This is a genomic window from Streptomyces sp. B21-105 (assembly GCF_036898465.1).
Lineage (GTDB): Bacteria > Actinomycetota > Actinomycetes > Streptomycetales > Streptomycetaceae > Streptomyces.
This window is the reverse complement of sequence record NZ_JARUMJ010000001.1, coordinates 4,585,860-4,599,779: the sequence shown is the minus strand read 5'-3', so window position 1 is coordinate 4,599,779 and position 13,920 is coordinate 4,585,860. Positions and strand designations below refer to the sequence as shown.

Sequence of the window (13,920 nt, the reverse complement as noted above, 5' to 3'; positions counted from 1 at the left end):
CAACCCTGAACCCTGACATGTCCCCCCGGACGGTGCGGCACCCGGACACGGGAAGGGCCGGGCACTCACCAGTACCCGGCCCCTCACCCGGCCGTCGCCCCGAACCGTCAGCCCTTCAGCGAAGCCATCCAGGCCTCGACCTCGCCGGAGCGGCGCGGCAGACCGTCCGACAGGTTCCGGTTGCCGTCCTGCGTGACGAGGATGTCGTCCTCGATGCGGACGCCGATCCCCCGGTACTCCTCGGGCACCGTCAGGTCGTCGGCCTGGAAGTACAGGCCGGGCTCGACCGTGAGCACCATGCCGGGCTCCAGAGTGCCGTCGACGTACGACTCCACGCGCGCGGCGGCGCAGTCGTGGACGTCCATGCCGAGCATGTGACCGGTGCCGTGCAGCGTCCAGCGGCGCTGCAGACCGAGCTCGAGGACGCGCTCCACCGGGCCTTCGACCAGGCCCCACTCGACGAGCTTCGCGGTGAGCACGCGTTGCGCGGCGTCGTGGAAGTCGCGGTACTTGGCGCCCGGCCGGACGGCCTCGACGCCTGCTTCCTGGGCCTCGTACACCGCGTCGTAGATCTTCTTCTGAATCTCGGTGAAGCGGCCGTCGACGGGCAGCGTGCGCGTGACGTCGGCGGTGTAGTACGTGTGTGTCTCGACGCCCGCGTCGAGCAGCAGCAGGTCGCCGGAGCGGACGGGGCCGTCGTTGCGCACCCAGTGCAGGGTGCAGGCGTGTGGGCCGGCCGCGGCGATCGTGCCGTAGCCGACGTCGTTGCCCTCCACGCGCGCGCGGAGGAAGAACGTGCCCTCGATGTACCGCTCGCTGGTGGCCCGGGCGGTGTCGAGGACCTTCACGACGTCCTCGAAGCCGCGGACGGTGGAGTCGACGGCCTTCTGCAGTTCGCCGATCTCGAAGTCGTCCTTGACCAGCCGGGCCTCGGAGAGGAAGACGCGCAGTTCCTCGTCGCGTTCGGCGGTGACCTTGTCGGTCAGGGCCGCCTCGACGCCCGCGTCGTAACCGCGTACGACGCGTACCGGGCCGGTGGCCTCGCGCAGCCGGTCGGCCAGCTCGCGCACGTCGGAGGCGGGGATGCCGTACAGCTTCTCGGCCTCGGTGAGCGAGTGCCGGCGGCCGACCCACAGCTCGCCGTGGCCGGACAGCCAGAACTCGCCGTTCTCGCGGTCGGATCGCGGCAGCAGGTAGATCGTGGCGGTGTGACCGTCGTCGACGGGCTCCAGCACCAGGACGCCGTCCTCGGTCTGGTTGCCGGTGAGGTACGCGTACTCGACGGAGGCGCGGAAGGCGTATTCGGTGTCGTTGGAGCGGGTCTTCAGGTTGCCCGCCGGGATCACCAGTCGCTCGCCCGGGAAACGCGCGGAGAGGGCGGCGCGGCGGGCGGCGGTCTCGCCGGCCTGGGCGATCGGCTCCAGGTCGCGCAGCTCGGTGTCCGCCCAGCCGGACTTCATGCTCTCGGCCAGCTCGTCGGAGACGCCCGGGTACAGGCCGTTCTTCCGCTGCTTGACGGGCTCCTCGGACTCCGTCTCCGGTCCCGCTGCGGTGGCAGCGTTATCCGGCGCAGCCGGGGTGGGCTCGTCGGCCATGGTCATCCTCCTAGATACGGCACTGGACCCCCTCCATCGTACGGTCGTACGGAAGGGGGCCCAGGCCCGAATGACCACTTACCTTCTGCCGCCGCCTCGCTCGAGGCGGGCCGCCGACAGCACCCACGTGCTCGCCGCCGTCCTGCTCGAGGCGGGCCGTCGGCAGTACCGCGTCCTTGTCGTCGTCCTGCTCGAGGCGGGCTGCGAGCAGTACCGCGTCCTTGTCGTCGTCCTGCTCGAGGCGGGCCGTCGGCAGTACCGCGTCCTTGTCGTCGTCCTGCTCGAGGCGGGCCGTCGGCAGTACCGCGTCCTTGTCGTCGTCCTGCTCGAGGCGGGCCGTCGGCAGTACCGCGTCCTTGTCGTCGTCCTGCTCGAGGCGGGCCGTCGGCAGTACCGCGTCCTTGTCGTCGTCCTACTCGAAGCGGGCTGCGAGCAGTACCACGTCCTCGTCGCTGTCCTGCTCGTACAGGCCGTCCGGCAGCACCGTGCGCAGCACGTGGTCGGCGACCGCCCCGGGGTCCTGGCGCAGCGGCTTGGGCACTCCGGCGGCGGCCGCGTGCAGCCGGGCGAAGGCGCGGTCGGAGGGGTCGCCGGTGCGGTGCAGCAGTCCGTCGGTGTAGAGCAGGACCGTCTCGCCGGGTTCGGCCTCCAGCTCGACGCTCGGCGCCTCCCAGCAGGCCAGCATGCCGAGCGGCGCGGAGACGGAGGTCTCCACGAACTCCGTGCGGCGCTCCCCGACCAGCAGCGGAGGGCAGTGCCCCGCGCCGGCCAGGGTGATCTTGCGCAGGGCGGGTTCGCAGTAGGCGAACAGCGCGGTGGCGGACCGCGCGGGTTCGGTCAGCCGCAGCAGCAGCTCCAGGTCGGACAGGACGGCGACGGGGTCCTCGCCCTCCATCACCGCGTAAGCCCGCAGCGAGGCGCGCAGCCGGCCCATCGCGGCGACGGCGCTCGGCCCGGACCCGGTGACGGACCCGACGGCCAGACCCAGTGCGGCGTCCGGCAGCGGCAGCGCGTCGTACCAGTCGCCGCCCCCGCGCGGGCCGGTGCGGTGCCGGGCGGCGAGCTGGACTCCGGGCACGCGCGGCAGCCGGGACGGCAGCAGCTCCTCGGACATGGTCCTCATGCACGCGCGTGTGCGCTCGAGTTCGACCAGTCGCGCCAGGTGCTCGGCGGCGTACCGGACATACAGGCCGATCAGGTGGCGCTGGCGTTCCCCCGGCTCGGCGGGCTCGTCGTAGAGCCACACGGCTGCGCCCAGCCGGCCCGACGCGCCGTCCGCCTCCAGGGGGAGCGCGTAGCTGGCGGCGTAGCCGAGGCGGGCGGCGACCTCGCGGTGACGGGGGTCGAGGCCGTCCCCGGAGAGCAGGTCGGGCTCGGTGATCTCCCCTTCGCCGCCGGGCAGCCCGTCGAGGATGCGGCCGTAGGACAGGGCGCTGCGCGGGACGGTCTCGATGTGGCCGAGGTCGGCGCGGCCGAGGCCGAGGCCGATGGTGGTGTCGGGGCCCAGCCGGTCGGCGGGCTCGAGGACGACGAGGCCGCGGCGGGCGCCCACGAGGGCGGCTCCGGCGTGCAGCAGTTCCTGGAGAGCGTCCTGCAGCGCGGCCGTGCGGGCCAGGCGTTCGGTGAGTTCGTGCAGTGTGGTGAGGTCCGAGACCCAGCCGGCCAGCCGGTCCGTCAGCAGGGCTCCCGGTCCCGACATGCCGGGCGGGCCGGACGACGGATCAGGGACGGAGGCGGCCGCGGGGACGGCGGAACCGCCCGGGACGGCGGGCGCGGGCGGGACAGTGTGTGCGGGCGACGGAACCGTTGGATCGATTCCGGCCACTTTCGGAGGGTGAGGGGCGTTCATGGCGTCCGGCTCTCGGACCGGAGCGTATTGCTCAAAAGCATCGCAAACCCCCATGTCATTCTGCGCCGCTAGCGGTGTCTCCACATGTACACGCACTCGTGAGGGGATGTCCAGCATTGTCCTGCCAGGGTCGCTGGTGTCCACGGGGTCTTTGGGAGAATCGCGCACGGTTCTTCCGGCTCCCTTGCGAAATTGCAAGATTGGCTTAAAACTGCCTCGGGTAACGGTTGATTGCGGTCGACTGGCCTTGCTCAACGGAGCGTCACAGCGGTCGTGATGGGTACGTACTCGGTAAGGGCCAGGGGTCGTCGGGAGCTCGTCGGGAGCCTCCGGAACCTGGTTGACCGCGCCGGGCGTCATAGTCATCGACGACCGTGCCCCATCCTCCCGTGGCGGAGGCGGAGAGAAATACGTGCGACGTTAAACGCCAGACTTCGCCACCCCACGCCACGCCCGGCATTGAGATGGACGCGAGTCGGACCGAGTGGCCGCGCGAGCAGCCATCGCTCGACCCTGAGGGGTTCCCCCTGTCAACGACAGGGGTGTGATGCGCCAAAAGGTACGCACAGTGAAGTGATCGACACATGGTGTGATGTGGCCCACGGTGTTGCCAGCGGTGCAACGGAAAGGAACGAGCGCTCATGCGCGAGATCCTCGGAAAGCGACGCAGGCTCCTGTCCCAGTCAGGCGACGCGGGACCTGAGTTGATCGACTCGGCACTGACTTTCGCGACGGACTGGCAGTGGCCCGTCCTTCCGGGAGCGGCGGCCGACCAGCGGAGCACCTCCCGCTGCACCTGCCCCGACCCGGAGTGCACGGTCCCCGGTGCTCACCCCTTCGACCCCGGCCTTCTCGCCGCCACCTGCGACGCGCGCATGGTGCGCTGGTGGTGGGGTAATCGGCCGGCCGCACCGATCATCCTGGCCACCGGGGGCGCCGCCCCCTGCGCGGTCAGCCTCCCCGCCCTCGCGGCGTCGCGCGCGCTCGTAGCGCTCGACGGGCAGGGCATGCGCCTCGGACCGGTCGTCGCCTCGCCCACGCGCTGGTTCATCCTCGTCCGGCCGTACTCGATGGAGCAGCTGGGTGAGCTGCTCTACGCCAAGGACTTCGTGCCGGGCTCCCTGCGCTTCCACGGCGAGGGCGGTTACCTCGCCCTGCCCCCGTCGGTGACGGGGAGCGGGGACATCCGGTGGGAGCGGGCTCCTCTGCCCGGCTCGGCCTCGCCCTGGGTTCCCGACGTCGAGGCCGTGGTGGACGCCGTGGTGGACGCCCTCACTCGTACGGGTGTGAGCGCCCCCGAGTTGTAGGGGTGTCGGGCGCGCGCCGGCCGGGACGCCCGCGTTCGCCCCTTATCTTCCGCTACATGAACCTTCGTCTGCTCGCCCTCGGGGGCGTCGTGGCCTGCGCGGTCGCCCTGCCCCTGGCCATGGCGTCCGCGGGGCCGGCCGGCGAGGAAGGCCGTCCGTCCGACCGGGCCGACGTGCACGCGGCCGACAGGCGTTCTCCCGGCGAGGCCGGCGAGCAGGCTGCCGGAACGGTAGGCGAGCGGCCCGCCGACGCGGCGGACCGGCGCGCGGGCGCTGCCGGTGCCCGCGGTGGTGCGCCTGGGACCCAAAGGACCGAGGTGGCCGAAGGGGCCGAGGCGGCTGAGGGGCCTGCGGCCGACGGGCATCGTGGGACCGACGGGAACGCCGGGCGCGGCGCCGACGGCGCGAATGCCGGCGCGGACCCCAAGGCGCCGTCCGCCGCCCCCTCCAGGCCGCTGGTGCTGGGACTCGGCCTGGCCACCGCCGCCCGCTGCGGCCCCGAACTGACCTCCCCCGAGGGGGTGGAGGCGCAGACCTGTGTGCTCTCCCGGGGCGAGGACACCTGGGCGCGCACCTACTACCGCAACGCCACCGGACGCGCTCTGGACGCCGTCCTGAGCCTCATGGGCCCGGCCGGCCGCACCGTGCAGACGCGGTGCCCGGTGGCCGCCGAGGACGAGCCGGAGTCCTGTGAGACGCCCCACGAGCCGAGCCGCGGCACGCCGGCCGCGTACACCGCGGTGACGGAGTTCGCCGAAGCGACGCAAGATGGTCCGCTACTGCTGCGCTCCGGGAGCAACTTCCCGTCGGACACGGGCAGTTGACGTGCGATGTCGGGGTGTGAGCGAGTCCGGAAACAGAAGAACCCGGTTGCTGGCGACGGGGGATGCACCAGCAACCGGGCTACTCGAACGGTAACAAGAGATCGGCGCTACGCAAATTCGATCTCTTGTTTTCATCGGCTTTCCGGACATCGGCGAATCGGCACTTCGGGCCCCGACTCGCCTTGTTCTGGCGGCAGTTGTGAGAGGGCTCACGCCGGCCGTCCGCGTCCGGTCCGCTGACCGGCCGGTCGGCGCGGCCGGTCAGCACGGCCGTCGCCCGTGCCTGTGCGTCAGCTGAGCGTCACCTGTCGGTTGGTCAGGCCGCCGCGCGCGCGACGCTCGGCGGCGGTGAGCGGCGCGTCCGAGGCCAGCGCCCCGGCGAGGCGCTCGGCGAACTCGGCGGCCGGCTTCTCCACGTCGTCCGCGGTGACCGCGCTCGGCAGGTCCCAGACCGGCACCGTCACGCCGTGCGCCCGGAACGAGCCCACCAGGCGCGTGCCCTCGCCGAGGCCGGAACGGCCCGCCGCGTGCAGCCGCGCGAGGGCGTCCAGAAGCTGCTCCTCCGGGTGCGGCATGACCCAGCGCAGGTGGTTCTTGTCCGGCGTCTCGCACCAGTACGCGGCGTCGACGCCGGTCAGCTTCACGGTCGGGATCGCCGCGGCGTTGGCCCGCTCCAGGGAGGCGGCCACCTCCGGCGCGGCGTTCTCCGGGTCCGGGACCCAGAACTCGAAGCCGCTGTGCACAACTGGCTCGAACGCGCCTTCGGCGTCGAGCAGGTCCTGCATCCGCGGACCGTCCGCCGGGGCGCGGCGCGCCTGTACCGGAGTGCCGGGGGCCGCTTCCAGCGCCCGCTGCAGGGTGTCAGCCAGGTCGCGGCTGAGGTCGCCCGACGGCGTGTCGTTCTGCAGGCCGAGCAGCACCGAGCCGTCGTCGCGGCGCAGGGCAGGCCAGGCCATCGGCAGGACGGTGGCCAGCGTGACGGACGGGACGCCCTCGGGCAGGCCGCCCTTCAGCGTCAGCTCCACCGTGGCGGCCGGCACGAGCTCGCGCAGCGCCACCCAGTCGCACTCGCCCGGCAGGCCTTCGAAGGGACGCTGCACCAACTCGGTCACCGCATGCGCGGCGGCCCGGCCGTGGCAGGCCTTGTAGCGGCGGCCGCTGCCGCACGGGCAGGGCTCCCGCGCGCCGACGACCGGGATGTCCGCGTCGGTGGGCTGCGGCCGCTTGGCCGTCGTCTGGGGTCGCTTCTTGGCCATCTGGGTGTCTCCCGGTTACGGCTCGTCTGGTACGGCGGGAGCCTAGCCGTTCGTACCCTCCGTCACGGGAACCTGTGGACGACGCGGCAGTCCTGCACGGCAGTCGGACGCGGCAGTCCTGCGCGCCGGTCCTGCGCGACGGACGGCTCGCGCGGCGACCCGGAGTCGCGCCCCGGTTTCCTTCGCGGGGTCTGCCACGAGGTCTGCCAGAGGTCTGATCCGTCCCCCGGGTCACTCCTTGGAGCACTCATCGGGTCACTGGTCCAGGTCGTCGAAGGCGTCCGCGAAGTCGAGGCCGGGGATCGAGGCCACCGACGGGGCCGCGATCCGGCTGGCGAAGTCGTCGCGCCGACAGCCGGCGTCAGGGTCGTACACGTCCGCGTGGACGACGGCCCAGACCGTCACCTCGCCGCGGGCGTCGTCCCGGACGCCCCAGTCGTCGGCCAGCGCCGTGATGATGTTGAGCCCGCGGCCGCCGTGGGCGGTGACGGAGGGGGTCGCCGGGGCCGGGCGGGTCGGGCCGCCGCCGTCGGTCACCTCGACCACCAGCCGGCCGCCCGGGTCGACCCGCCACGCGGCCCGGACGTCGCCGTCCCCGGCCAGGGCGTCGCCCAGCGGTCTGCCGTGCTTGCACGCATTGCTCAGGAGTTCGGAAAGGATCAGTACGGCGTCGTCGATGACCGATTCCGACACTCCGCCGCTGCGCAGCTGATCGCGCATGCGGTGTCTCGCGTTCCCCACGCCCGCAGGGCCATGGGATACGGCCATGCTCGACGACGCGGGCACCTCCTGTGCCACCACCAACGCCACCCCCGAGACCTCCTTCGCCCCACGCCACGGAGTGGATGCCCCATTGGCCTGTACCGGAAACCGGCCAACGCAGGTCCGACGACGCATTCGCGGGCGACCGAACACACAGCGAACGCGCCGGAGCACTCCCTGTGAGGGCCTGTTCAGTGCGTGGCTGAATTTGGACGGTATGGCTGGAACGGAGAATGCTGTAGGCGCGTGCTGTGGTCAAGAGGTGTGGATGGGGCCAGTGGGACTTCCGTGACTTCTGTGCCTTTCTCCGAACCGATTCCGGCTCCCTCTGAGCGCACGGGCCGGGGCGTTCGGGCCGGCCCGCGGGATCATCGGCCCGATCATCGGCCCAGTCGTCCGAGCACCGCGCGCGGGCGGTTGGTGATGATGGCGTCCACGCCCAGTTCGACGCACAGGTCGACGTCGCCGGGCTCGTTCACCGTCCACACGTGCACCTGGTGCCCGGTCCGCTTCAGCCGCTGGACGTAGGCGGGATGGCTGCGCACGATCCGCATCGACGGGCCGGCGATCCCGACGCCCGCGGGCAGCCGTCCGTCGCGCAGCCGGGGCGAGACGAACTGCATCAGGTACACCGTCGGCATCGTCGGAGCGGCGGCGCGCACCCGGTGCAGCGAGCGGGCCGAGAAGCTCATGATCCGCACCGGGGACTCGGCCGCCGAGGCCGGCGCGTCCAGGCCGAACTTCTTCAGGAGTGTGAGCAGCCGCTCCTCCACCTGCCCGGCCCACCGCGTCGGATGCTTGGTCTCGATGGCCAGTTCCACCCGGCGCCCGGCGTCGGAGACGAGCTCCAGCAGCCGCTCCAGGGTCAGCACCGAGGTCTCCTCGCGGTCCTCGGGCCGGACCTCCCAGTCGGGGTCCTCCTCGCGCGCCTGCCAGGCCTCGCGGGCCTCCATCGTCTTCCAGGAGCCGAAGTCCAGCGCCGCGAGGTCGGCGAGCTCCAGGGCGGAGACCGCTCCGCGGCCGTTGGACGTACGGTTGACGCGACGGTCGTGCACGCAGACGAGATGGCCGTCCGCGGTGAGCCGTACGTCGCATTCGAGGGCGTCCGAGCCGTCCTCGATCGCTTTCTTGTAGGCGGCCAGGGTGTGCTCGGGGGCGTCCTCGGAAGCGCCTCGGTGAGCGACGACTTGAATGTGGTGCTGCCGTGCGTGAGTCACCGCGTCATCGTGCCACCGGCGCGCAGTCGTCTGAGAACCCTCTGAGATGTTTCGAAGATGCGCACTTATTGTGCGCAATACCCCTTATAAAGAATGGCCAAGGACCCACAGGCACCGCTTATGGTGCTCTGACGGCCCGTGGGAAAAGCTGAGACGTACACAGGAGCACCTGCGCAGCTTCAACGCGCCGGGTCGAGAACACAGCGTGCGACAAGCGCGACGAACGCGGTCGAACGCGCAGAACGTGACCTGAGTGCGACCGACGACAACAGCCGTGGATCGAGGAGAAGAGCTGTGAACACCGAGAACGAGGGCAAGAACGAGGGCACCCAGGTACCCCCGGCCCCGTCCGCACCCCCCGTGCCGGTGGATTCTCCCTCGGCCTCCGCGCAAGCGCCCGCGCCGGACGCGGGCGCGCCCACCACCGAGGTCCCGGCAACGTCGGTACAGACGCCGGAAACACCCGCCCACGCGGCGGGCGCTCCCGAGGCGGGCTGGCCGCCGCCCACCGCGCCCCAGGGCGCACCGGCGCCGACGGACGGCGACTGGCCGCCGCCGGCCCCGGCGCAGGCGCCCCCGGCGCCGCACACGGCGACCGCCCCGCCCGCAGCCGCCGTCCCGCACAGCAGCACTCCGTCCGCCTCGGAAGGCGACTGGGCCGGCCCGCCCCCGGCCACACCGGTGTACGCCGACGCGGGCACGCACGCGTACGGCGACGTCGGTGCGGGCACGCAGCCGTACGGCGACGTCGGCTCGGCCGCCGCGGGCGGGGCCGGTGGTACGGGTGGTGCCGGGGGTGCGGGTGGTGCCGACGGGACCGTCTGGGGCGCGTCCTATCAGCAGCCCGCCCCGAAGTCCGGCCGGGGCCGTGGCGGGCTCGTCGCCGCGATCCTCATCGCCGCGCTGGTCGCGGGCGGCCTGGGCGGCGGCCTCGGCTACACCCTCGCCAAGAACGACGACAACACCGGCTCCACCACCGTCTCCTCCTCCACCAACGGCGGCGAGGTCAAGCGCGACCCGGGCACCGTCGCCGGGGTCGCCGCCAAGGCTCTGCCCAGCACGGTGACCATCCAGGCCGAGTCCAGCAGCGGCGAGGGCGGCACCGGCACCGGCTTCGTGTTCGACACCCAGGGCCACATCGTCACCAACAACCACGTGGTCGCCGAAGCGGTCGACGGCGGCAAGGTGACGGCCACCTTCGCGGACGGCAAGAAGTACAACGCCGAGGTCGTGGGGCACGCCCAGGGCTACGACGTCGCCGTCATCAAGCTCAAGAACGCCCCCTCGAACCTGAAGCCGCTCACCCTCGGCGACTCCGACAAGGTGGCGGTCGGCGACTCGACGATCGCGATCGGCGCGCCCTTCGGCCTGTCCAACACGGTCACCACGGGCATCATCAGCGCGAAGAACCGCCCGGTCGCCTCCAGCGACAGCACCGGCAGCTCGGCCTCGTACATGAGCGCCCTGCAGACGGACGCCTCCATCAACCCGGGCAACTCGGGCGGCCCGCTGCTGGACGCCTCGGGCAATGTCATCGGCATCAACTCCGCGATCCAGTCCACCGGCGGCGGCGGTCTGGGCGGCGCCACCCAGTCCGGCTCGATCGGCCTCGGCTTCGCGATCCCGATCAACCAGGCCAGGTACGTCGCCCAGCAGCTGATCAAGACCGGTGAGCCCGTCTACGCCAAGATCGGCGCGTCGGTCTCGCTGCAGGACTCCTCGGGCGGCGCGAAGATCACGGACACGGCCGAGGGCGGTGCGTCCGCGGTCGAGCCCGGCGGTCCGGCGGCCAAGGCCGGCCTCAAGCCCGGCGACGTCATCACCAAGCTCGACGACATGGTGATCGACAGCGGTCCGACCCTCATCGGCGAGATCTGGACCCACCAGCCCGGCGACAAGGTCACGATCACCTACGAGCGGGGCGGCAAGACCCAGACCGTCGACCTGACCCTCGGCTCCCGCAAGGGCGACAACTGACCGCTGCGGCCGCGCTTTCCGCTGCCTCCCACATTCCCTCGGAACGCACGCGCGCGTGCGGCTCGTGAAAATGAGGGAGGCGGGGCAAGCGTCTCTCAGCCTTCCCGAGGCTCGACCGAGCCGGCTGTCCGACTGTCCGGCCGCCCTGCCCGGTCAGCGCACCGGTTAGACGCCCGTCCTGCCGTCGATCAGTTCGCGCAGCACATCGAGGTGGCCGTTGTGCCGGGCCGTCTCCTCGAGCAGGTGCAGAAGGATCCAGCGCAGGTCCACATGACGGCCGTCGCGCGTCGCCCGCTGAGCCCGGACGTCGAGGTCGTGCCGGGCGACCAGTGTGCGGTGCTGCTCGGCGTTCTCGGCGTACTCCTCGAGCAACCGCGCGAGCGGGAGGTCCACGGCGATGCGCATCTCGCGGTCGGGATCCTCGTCGGTCCACGGCCCCTCGTCCTCCTCGCCGAGGAACACCACCCGGAACCAGTAGTACTCGACCCAGCGCAGGTGGCTGATCAGGCCGCTCGCAGTCATCAGCGGCGACCCCGGCAGGGGCGCCTTGCGGGCATCCGCATCGGACAGGTCCTCGCACTTGGCGCGAGCGGTGTCGCGGGCGTAGTCGAGGAAGGTGGTGAGCTGGGTGCGCTCGTCCCACGCGGCAGGCATGTCGTCTGTTCTCGTCATCGCGCCGAGCATCCCGGCCGGCCCCAGGCTTTGTCGAGGCATTTCCGCTGCCGCGGACCACGCCCCCCGAACACCGCCCGCGCGCGTGCAGTCGGAATACGTTCCGTCACTGCAGGACAGCGCCCTCCCGTGCGGGCGCGAGCGCAGTCCACGGCTGGGCGGTCCACTCAGCAGTCGCCTCGATCGGACAGCCAAGCTTCACCGCGAAGTGGCCCCGGCCGCTCTCCACCTCCCACACCGTGGAACCTCGACGGTTGACGACCAAGCGCTGAGTCGTGGGCATGAGCCGAGGCGGAGACCTTCTCCGGGTCACGGCCGCCTCCACCGGCATGGTGGTGATGCGCGGCCCGCGTACCGCTCGCACGGTCCGGCGTATTCCTTCGTGTGCAGGATGAGCGCGTGAAGGCCGAGATCGACGTCGTCGGACGGAACCATGGGCACGGTTGCGGTAGCCGCCGTGGCGAGGAACGCCGACCGCCTGATCCGCGATCCGCTCGGCGCGCTCGGGGACAGCCCGTTGTGGACGACCACGAAGCGGGCAAGGCTCTCTGACAGCTCTTCACCAGCCACCGCGCGACCGGTCTTCTGATCGTTGAGCATTGCTCAGTTGGGGATTCCTCTGATGTAGGCATGGAGCACATGAGGGAACATGCGCTTGGGGAGTTCGGGGCTCCAGACGGCCGCTGGAAGTTGGCTGGTCACTGCCATATCGCCTGTTCTCTGCACGAACAGCCGGCAGATTGGCTCGTGAACGTCAGTAAGGGGCGCCTTCGGAGAAGACGCCCCTTACTCGTATATCCCTTCGCCTCAAGGAGATGCAGACGAGGTTTCGCTTAGTCCCTGCACGCCGCCGGGGATGTCAGCGACACGCGCTTCCCGTCGTGCCACCAGGGCTGTTTGCCTTGGTGCTCTTGGCAGTTGGGCCCGTGGTCGCCGTGGTGGCCGTGGTCGCCGTGGTGCCCGTGATCACCTTCACCGCCAGGTCCCGCAGGACCCTGGGGTCCTTTAGGTCCTTTAGGTCCTTTAGGTCCGACCGGGCCGGTGTCCCCCTTGGGACCCTTAGGGCCCTTAGGTCCGACCGGGCCGGTGTCCCCCTTGGGACCCTTGGGGCCTTGAGGTCCGGCGGGTCCGGTGTCGCCCTTGGGTCCGGCAGGTCCGGTAGGTCCGGTGTCTCCCGTGGGTCCGGCAGGTCCGGCGGGTCCCTGGGACCCTTCAGGACCTTGAGGTCCGGCAGGGCCGGTGTCTCCCGTGGGTCCGGCAGGTCCGGTGTCGCCCTTGGGTCCGGCAGGTCCGGCAGGTCCGGTGTCTCCCGTGGGTCCGGCAGGTCCGGCGGGTCCCTGGGACCCTTCAGGACCTTGAGGTCCGGCAGGTCCGGTGTCGCCCTTGGGTCCGGCGGGTCCGGCGGGTCCGGCGGGTCCGGCAGGGCCGGTGTCTCCCGTGGGTCCGGCAGGCCCGGCAGGCCCGGCAGGCCCGGCAGGCCCGGCAGGCCCGGCGGGTCCGGCGGGTCCGGCGGGTCCGGCGGGTCCGGCGGGCCCAGTGGGGCCGGTGGGGCCAGTCGCGCAGATCGGCGTTGTGATGACGTTGTCGTCCAGCGTTACCGCGCCGATTCTCGCAAGGGCACGGCCCTGGATCTTGGCGCCGGTTGTTACCGTGATCGACTGGTCGGCCATGATGGTGCCCACGAAGGTGGAATTGGTCCCGAGAGTAGCGGAGCTGCCCACCTTCCAGAACACGTTGCAGGGCTGTGCACCGTTGACGAGGATGACGCTGCTGGCCGAAGCGGTGGTCAGTGTCGATCCGGCCTGGAAGATGAAGACGGCGTTGGGATCACCCTTGGCGTTGAGGGTGAGGGCTCCGGTGAGTCCCATTGACGACGAGGCCGTGTAGACGCCGGGGACCAGTACCTGTCCGCCGAGATCGGCTGTAACAGCGGCTCCAGGGCCTCGGCCAGCCGCATCGTTGTAGGCGGTGGTCAGATCCGTCTTCGCCTGAGCGGCCTCGGCGTCGGCCACGTGCAGATCGCCGAAGATCTGCCCGGGGCCGGAGGGCGTCGAGGATGAGAAGCCCGTCACCGAAGAGCCAGGACTCAGTCCCACGTCACCGTTGATGACGGTGGGGCCGGTGTTGGTGATCGTGGAACCGGCCAGGACCGCGTAACTCTTGGCCGTCCCCAGTTCGACGGGGGCTTCTGCGGCCTGCGCTACGCCTGAAGTGAGCGCGACCGTGGCCGTGGCCAGCAGCGCTACACCCGGCAAGAGTGCAAGACGTGTCTTGAGGCGATGGATTATACGGATTTTGCCTGGCGAACGGGACGAGTTGGCAACCACTGCCATGGGGGTGACCTTTCTTGTCGCCGTTGAGCTCAGTCGCCCCGGCAAAGGGATTCCGAGCTCTCCTAGTGAGTTCCGGTCAGGCCAGAAGTCGTGTCTCGTGTCGAGGTTCTGCGGCCGTAGCCGTGAAT

General features: G+C 71.2%; 11 protein-coding genes and 1 pseudogene. 3 read left to right on the top strand and 9 right to left on the bottom strand.

From position 1 onward, the window contains the following. Positions 1-107: 107 nt before the first annotated feature. Together QA802_RS20715 and QA802_RS20710 are read right to left on the bottom strand one after the other, a co-directional pair. Positions 108-1,601 carry an aminopeptidase P family protein gene (locus QA802_RS20715; RefSeq protein WP_334524820.1) on the bottom strand — a complete coding sequence of 498 codons (1,494 nt, stop codon included), beginning with the start codon at positions 1,599-1,601 and terminating at the stop codon, positions 108-110. Between the two features lie 406 nt (positions 1,602-2,007). Then, positions 2,008-3,561 (bottom strand): PP2C family protein-serine/threonine phosphatase, encoded by a 1,554-nt coding sequence (locus tag QA802_RS20710; RefSeq protein ID WP_334534778.1) that lies wholly within the window; start codon positions 3,559-3,561, stop codon positions 2,008-2,010. Positions 3,562-4,085: 524 nt separating this feature from the next. Between QA802_RS20710 and QA802_RS20705 the strand changes: the two genes are divergently transcribed. Continuing rightward, on the top strand, positions 4,086-4,751 hold the full coding sequence (locus QA802_RS20705; RefSeq protein WP_334524817.1) for a bifunctional DNA primase/polymerase: 666 nt from the start codon (positions 4,086-4,088) through the stop codon (positions 4,749-4,751). Positions 4,752-4,807: 56 nt separating this feature from the next. Beyond that, complete coding sequence (locus QA802_RS20700) at positions 4,808-5,575, top strand: hypothetical protein (RefSeq protein WP_334524815.1); 768 nt, start codon at positions 4,808-4,810, stop codon at positions 5,573-5,575. A 290-nt stretch (positions 5,576-5,865) separates the two neighbouring features. On the opposite strand, the gene QA802_RS20695 is transcribed toward QA802_RS20700, so the two are convergent. The 3 genes from QA802_RS20695 to QA802_RS20685 form a co-directional block, all read right to left on the bottom strand. Continuing rightward, complete coding sequence (locus tag QA802_RS20695) at positions 5,866-6,831, bottom strand: DUF5926 family protein (RefSeq protein WP_334524813.1); 966 nt, start codon at positions 6,829-6,831, stop codon at positions 5,866-5,868. Between the two features lie 255 nt (positions 6,832-7,086). Further along, positions 7,087-7,728 carry an ATP-binding protein gene (locus QA802_RS20690; RefSeq protein WP_334524810.1) on the bottom strand — a complete coding sequence of 214 codons (642 nt, stop codon included), beginning with the start codon at positions 7,726-7,728 and terminating at the stop codon, positions 7,087-7,089. Between the two features lie 245 nt (positions 7,729-7,973). Beyond that, complete coding sequence (locus QA802_RS20685) at positions 7,974-8,810, bottom strand: glycerophosphodiester phosphodiesterase (protein WP_334524807.1); 837 nt, start codon at positions 8,808-8,810, stop codon at positions 7,974-7,976. A 294-nt stretch (positions 8,811-9,104) separates the two neighbouring features. Here QA802_RS20685 and QA802_RS20680 point away from each other — a divergent pair, with 294 nt between their 5' ends. Continuing rightward, on the top strand, positions 9,105-10,787 hold the full coding sequence (locus QA802_RS20680; protein WP_334524804.1) for a S1C family serine protease: 1,683 nt from the start codon (positions 9,105-9,107) through the stop codon (positions 10,785-10,787). Positions 10,788-10,952: 165 nt separating this feature from the next. Here the strand turns inward: QA802_RS20680 and QA802_RS20675 are convergent, their stop codons facing one another. The 4 genes and pseudogenes from QA802_RS20675 to QA802_RS20660 form a co-directional block, all read right to left on the bottom strand. Further along, a complete protein-coding gene (locus QA802_RS20675) occupies positions 10,953-11,459 on the bottom strand; it encodes a DinB family protein (protein WP_334524801.1) in 507 nt (168 codons plus the stop codon). 112 nt (positions 11,460-11,571) lie between these two features. Beyond that, a pseudogene (locus QA802_RS20670) lies at positions 11,572-11,790 on the bottom strand (hypothetical protein); the annotation flags it as partial. Then, positions 11,769-12,059, bottom strand: a complete 291-nt coding sequence (locus tag QA802_RS20665; RefSeq protein ID WP_334535213.1) for a hypothetical protein — start codon at positions 12,057-12,059, stop codon at positions 11,769-11,771. The pseudogene QA802_RS20670 and the gene QA802_RS20665, both read right to left, overlap by 22 nt. Before the next feature lie 233 nt (positions 12,060-12,292). After that, positions 12,293-13,792 (bottom strand): ice-binding family protein, encoded by a 1,500-nt coding sequence (locus QA802_RS20660; RefSeq protein ID WP_334524798.1) that lies wholly within the window; start codon positions 13,790-13,792, stop codon positions 12,293-12,295. Positions 13,793-13,920 lie beyond the last annotated feature (128 nt).

Excerpts from the sequence above, each read along its gene's own strand:
- QA802_RS20690 (WP_334524810.1), bottom strand. The coding sequence starts at position 7,728 with ATGCGTCGTCGGACCTGCGTTGGCCGGTTTCCGGTACAGGCCAATGGG.
- QA802_RS20700 (WP_334524815.1), top strand. The coding sequence starts at position 4,808 with ATGAACCTTCGTCTGCTCGCCCTCGGGGGCGTCGTGGCCTGCGCGGTC.
- QA802_RS20675 (WP_334524801.1), bottom strand. The coding sequence starts at position 11,459 with ATGACGAGAACAGACGACATGCCTGCCGCGTGGGACGAGCGCACCCAG.
- QA802_RS20695 (WP_334524813.1), bottom strand. The coding sequence starts at position 6,831 with ATGGCCAAGAAGCGACCCCAGACGACGGCCAAGCGGCCGCAGCCCACC.
- QA802_RS20715 (WP_334524820.1), bottom strand. The coding sequence starts at position 1,601 with ATGACCATGGCCGACGAGCCCACCCCGGCTGCGCCGGATAACGCTGCC.
- QA802_RS20660 (WP_334524798.1), bottom strand. The coding sequence starts at position 13,792 with ATGGCAGTGGTTGCCAACTCGTCCCGTTCGCCAGGCAAAATCCGTATA.
- QA802_RS20710 (WP_334534778.1), bottom strand. The coding sequence starts at position 3,561 with ATGCTGGACATCCCCTCACGAGTGCGTGTACATGTGGAGACACCGCTA.
- QA802_RS20665 (WP_334535213.1), bottom strand. The coding sequence starts at position 12,059 with ATGCTCAACGATCAGAAGACCGGTCGCGCGGTGGCTGGTGAAGAGCTG.
- QA802_RS20705 (WP_334524817.1), top strand. The coding sequence starts at position 4,086 with ATGCGCGAGATCCTCGGAAAGCGACGCAGGCTCCTGTCCCAGTCAGGC.